This is a genomic window from Streptomyces sp. NPDC056128, assembly GCF_042263835.1.
Classification (GTDB): Bacteria; Actinomycetota; Actinomycetes; order Streptomycetales; family Streptomycetaceae; genus Streptomyces.
The window spans coordinates 1-5,213 of sequence record NZ_JBHJVQ010000069.1; the positions used below are offsets into that span (position 1 = coordinate 1).

At 66.2% G+C, this 5,213-nt stretch carries 3 protein-coding genes; 2 read left to right on the forward strand and 1 reads right to left on the reverse strand.

Translation table 11 applies throughout. The annotated features are described in order from the left end of the window. Positions 1–192: 192 nt before the first annotated feature. Positions 193–606, reverse strand: coding sequence for a hypothetical protein (locus ACFC1X_RS40530; protein WP_376364720.1), 414 nt, complete (start codon positions 604–606; stop codon positions 193–195). A gap of 99 nt (positions 607–705) precedes the next feature. Between ACFC1X_RS40530 and ACFC1X_RS40535 the strand changes: the two genes are divergently transcribed. Together ACFC1X_RS40535 and ACFC1X_RS40540 are read left to right on the forward strand one after the other, a co-directional pair. After that, positions 706–1,476, forward strand: coding sequence for a transposase (locus ACFC1X_RS40535; protein ID WP_376364723.1), 771 nt, complete (start codon positions 706–708; stop codon positions 1,474–1,476). 477 nt (positions 1,477–1,953) lie between these two features. Beyond that, complete coding sequence (locus ACFC1X_RS40540; RefSeq protein WP_376364726.1) at positions 1,954–5,073, forward strand: FG-GAP repeat domain-containing protein; 3,120 nt, start codon at positions 1,954–1,956, stop codon at positions 5,071–5,073. Positions 5,074–5,213: the final 140 nt, after the last annotated feature.

Sequence of the window (5,213 nt, forward strand, 5' to 3'; positions counted from 1 at the left end):
GAGCCGACGTGCTCTTCGCGATGCTCCGCGACGGCACCTTCTACGACCCACAGCCCGCCCCATCAGCTTGACGAAACCCATAGGGGCACCCCCCCACTGACATCTGACCACGCGCGGCAATCGGCAATGGAGCCCGGTAAGACGGTTTCGGCGCGCGCTAAAGGTTGTCCCGTAAGCCCACGAGACTGAGGGTCATGCTGCGTCAGGGTCGGTGCCGATGGCGCCGGCCGAGCGAAGGGAACGCCCGAGGTCTCCGGTGAGGATGCGCGGGTGTCGCCGCCACCACCACAGGTCGGGGCCGGGCAGCCTGTGGAACTGGTCGAGTGCTTGGCCGTCGTCGTCGACGGTCGCGGCCCTGTATCGGTCGTCCAGAGCTTTGATCCGCGGGGTCCAGAGCTGGACGATGTGTTCGTCCAGCAGGATCCATGCCTCGTGCAGCCAGTTCCGGCAGTAGAGGTCGTTGGTGTACTCGTAGATGTCGTCGCCGTAGCCGCGCTCGATGGCGCTGACCAGGGCAGCCCACGCGTTCACCCTTTCAGTGACCGTGAACGCCGTTCGCCAGCCACGCTGGTGCAACAGCTCCCCCACCTCGGTCTCCGTAGCCACGGGCGGAGGATCTCACGCGGAAGCCGTCCGGGCGATCGAGATACTGTCCCGCCAGAGGCTGCGGGCCCTGAAGCATGATCAAGGTGAGACGATCTCGCCGTGGCTGGTGTGATCACGGCGTCGGAACCCTCCTGGATAGCCCCGTTCACCGGGCTGAGCCCACGACAGTTCACGAAACTTGTGACCGCGTTGCGGCGGGAGGGCGCCGACCCGGTGAGCAGAGGCCGGCCCTGGGGCCTGCCGCTGGAAGACAGATTTCTGCTGGTGGCCGCGTACTGGCGGACGAACCTCACCCTGCGGCAGCTGGCCCCGTTGTTCGGGGTCTCCAAGTCCGCCGCGGACCGGATCATCGCCCACCTCGGGCCATTGCTCGCCCTGCGGCCTCGCACGAGGTTCCGGAAAGACACGGTGCTGATCGTCGACGGCACCCTAATCCCCACCCGGGACCACACGATCGCCGAGCAGTCGAAGAACTACAGGTACTCCACCAACCACCAAGTCGTCATCGATGCCGACACCCGTCTGGTCGTCGCCGTCGGCCGGCCGGTCCCGGGGAACCGCAACGACTGCAAGGCATGGGAGCTATCCGGAGCGAAGGACGCCATCGGCCGGACCACTGTGATCGCTGACGGCGGCTACCGGGGCACTGGCCTGATCATCCCTCACCGCCGTGACCCCGGTCGGGCCGAACTACCAAGTTGGAAAGAGGAACACAACGCCTCTCACCGCAAGGTCAGGGCCCGCGTCGAGCACGCCTTCGCCCGGATGAAGAGCTGGAAGATCCTCCGCGACTGCCGCTTGAAGGGCAACGGCGTTCACCACGCCATGCTCGGCATCGCCCGCCTCCACAACGTCACCATCACCGGCTGAACCGAGCAGGCAGGTCAGCAAGCACGACCGTGATCAATTACGGGACAACGCTTAGCCACCTGGTTCAGCCGGGAGTCTTTGGGACTGCACCGAAGAGAATCGTGTGCCCAGCCTACGCCGCGCAGAATCCTGGGCCGTCGAGCCGACTGCGGCCCAGCCGCACCGCGCGGAAAATGCCTTTGTTGCGCAATGCGTGTCGCTTGAGCAGGGCTCGCACGCACACCCGACAAGGCCCTCCTCGGAGCCGCGTACACATGACCTCGGAAAGAAGAACTTTTCTTTACTAGATCCAGGGCAACCATTTCACCTCTTGCGCGTCTTGCACGATTTACGCAAATGCAACTAATGGAATTAAAAGGACATTAGACGCATGATCATTGCGGGCATAAGGGATGCGTGCCGTGAAGGCTTGTTTTACCAAAGACCTGCTCTCTACGGTGCGTAGTTGCATTGCCACTAGGGAGGGGAAACCGCACCATGACATGGGCTCACCGCGCCAAGAGACGGATGCTCCGGGCCGGACCCGCGGCCATCGCGCTGACCGCGATGGCACTGACACAAGTTGAACTGGCGCCACAAGCCGCCAGCGCCGCCACCACCGCGAACCCTGAATCAGAGAAGCCTGCCGCCTCGCTCGACATGCAGAGCCGGCAGGCTCTCGCCGAAGCCAAGGAAGCAGGGAAGCCGGTCGAGATTCTGGGGCAGCGTTCAGAGAATTCGCAGGTCTTCGCCAACCCGTCGGGCACCTTCACCGAGGAGCGCTATGCGCTGCCCCAGTGGGTCCGCAAAGGGAACGACCTCGTCGATGTCGACCCCACGCTGCATGCCACGGCGCAGGGATACGCCACCAAAGCCACCGAGACCGGCGTCACCTTCTCCGGCGGCGGTACCGGGCCCCTGGCGACGGTCGTCCGCGACGGACGGAGCCTCGCCTTCTCCTGGCCAGGCACCCTCCCTCCCCCACAGATCGCCGGCGAGACCGCTACCTACCCCGAAGTCCTTCCCGGCGTCGACCTCAAACTCCACGCCACACCAACCGGCTTCGGCCAGGCCCTGATCGTCAAGAACGCGGAAGCCGCCGCCAACCCCGAACTCCAGCAGCTCAACTTCGGAGTCACCAGCGACGGCGTCCAGCTCGAAAAGGACGCCCACGACAACCTCACAGCACTCAACCCAGCAGGCCAGGAAGTATTCACCGGACCCGCGCCCCGCATGTGGGACAGCACCACCGGCGACACCGCGCCGGCGGCTGTGAAGCAGCGGACCCTCGCGGGTACCTCACAGGCCGCTGCCGAGGAGCCGACCGACGACGCTTTCGCTCCGCCTCCCGGCAGCCAACAAGCTCCCGTCCAGCTCGAGACCGACGGGGAGACCGTCAGCCTCACTCCCGACCAGGACCTGCTGACCGGCGACAGCACCCAGTACCCGGTCTACATCGACCCATCGGTCAGCGGCTCCCGCTACTCGTGGGCGATTGTGGACAAGAGGAACCCGAACAACTCCTTCTACAACGGTGCGGGCTGGATCAACTCCGACGGCAGTAAGGGCACCACCACCGCCCGCGCCGGCTACGAGAACGAGACCAACGGAATCACCCGCTCGTACTTCCGCATGAACACCAAGAACTTGTGGAGCACCGACAAGGTCATCACGAAGTCCACGTTCCGGATCAAGAACACCTGGTCCTGGTCCTGCACGAAACGGAACGTGGAACTCTGGCGTACCGACGCCATCAGCTCGTCCACGACCTGGAACAGCCGCCCCACCCGGCGGGAGAAGCTGTACACGGTCAATGACGCCAAGGGGTGGGGCTCGGGCTGCCCTGCAGGCAACCTGGCCTTCGACGCGACTGCCGGAGCGAAGGACGCCGCGGCCGGCAAGTGGAACACCCTCCAGCTCGAACTCGCCGCCTCCAGTGAGTCGGACGTGTTCGGCTGGAAGAAGTTCGACGCCAAGTCCGCCGTTTTGTCGACTGAATACAACACCGTGCCCAGCGTCCCCACCGGCCTCTACACCTCCCCGGCCACCCAGTGCGGAGGTTCGACCGGGGTCGTGTTCACGACGGTCGGGAACACGGACGTCACCCTGGGCGCCCGGTTCCGCGACGGTGACGGCGGCACCGTCAAGGCCCGCTTCGAACTGTGGCCCAAGGGCCACGGAGGCGCGGGCAACGAGGTCGACACCACTGTGTCCGCCACATCCGGGTCCGTCGCCAGGCTCGTCATCCCCAAGGCCAAGCTGGCCTCCCTGCTGAAAGACGCCGGCGTCACCGGTGCCGGACTCTTCTCCTGGTGGGTCAAGACCGAGGACGGCTCCAGCAGCAGCGCCTTCTCCGATCAGTGCTACTTCCGCTTCGACGGCACCCGTCCCAGTATGCCGCCGACCGTCTCTTCGGCCGAGTTCCCCGACGGTTCCGACGGCTGGCCGGCCAACACCAGCCCCGTCCGAACGCAGGGCACCTTCACCCTCGGAAACGGCGGCATCACCGACGTCACCAAGTACGAATACTGGACCGACTGGGACCCCACCGTACGCACCGCCAACGCGGGGATCGTCGGCCGGCCCATTGACGTCAAGGTGACACCCACATCCGCCGGATCCCACCGCCTGTACGCCCGCAGCATCGACAGCGGCGGCAACGCCTCCGACGGCGCCACCTACCTCTTCTACGTCGACAGCCTCAACATCGCCGACCAGCCAGGAGACCTCAACGGTGACGCCAACAGCGACCTGTACGGCATCCGCACCGACGGCACACTGTGGCAGTACTCCGGCACCGGCAACGGAAGCGTGAGCGTCTACTCCGAAGCAAGCTCAACCAGCTTCGACGGGGCATCCATCACCCACCGCGGCGACTGGACCGACGACGGATACGAAGACCTCATCTCCCTCAACGGATCCGCCGGCAGCAAGACACTCCAGCTCCACCCCAACAACGGCTACGGCTACGCCTGCACCACCACCGGCGAGGAAGCCCCCTCCGGCAACGGCGCCTGCCCCACAGGCCGCCAGGAACTCGCCGTCTACGACCCCGCCAACAGCCACTGGAAGAACGCCAGCCAGATCATCGCCATCGGCGACGTCGACGGCCCCCTGGACGTCGACAACGACGGCACCATGGACGTCCCCGGCTTCCCCGACCTCCTCGTCAAGGAAGGCAACCTGCTCTGGCTCTACTACGGCGCCAGCAGCTACCACCTCGACGAAATCACCGAACCCGTCCTCATCGGCGGCGGCGGCTGGAACGACTACGACCTCATCGCCCCCGGCGACATTGACAAGAACACCCACGTCGACCTCCTCGCCCGCCAACGCAGCACCGGCGACCTCTTCCTCTACCCCGGCACCGGCCCCGCCGGAGAAGGCCTGGGAGTCGGCGCCACCCGCACCGAAATCGGACACGGCTGGACCCCGACGAACCGGCCACTGATCGCCTCAGGCAGCGACGCCGACAACGACAACAAGCAAGACCTCTGGGCCACCAGCCCAGACACCGGAAAGGGCCTCTACTTCTACCCAGCCCTCACCACCACCGGCCACGGCACACCAGAATCCGTCGGCACCGGCGGCTGGCTCGACTTCCAGACACTCAGCTAACCCACCACAACCCGCCGAGCGGCACGGCGCGCCCCCCCGGCGCGGGGCCCGGCGCCCGCGCGCCGGGGCGCCGGCCCCCCCCCCCCCCCCGTGACGCCCGCCCCGACGCCGGGGGACCGATAAAGGGGCGCCCACCGTAC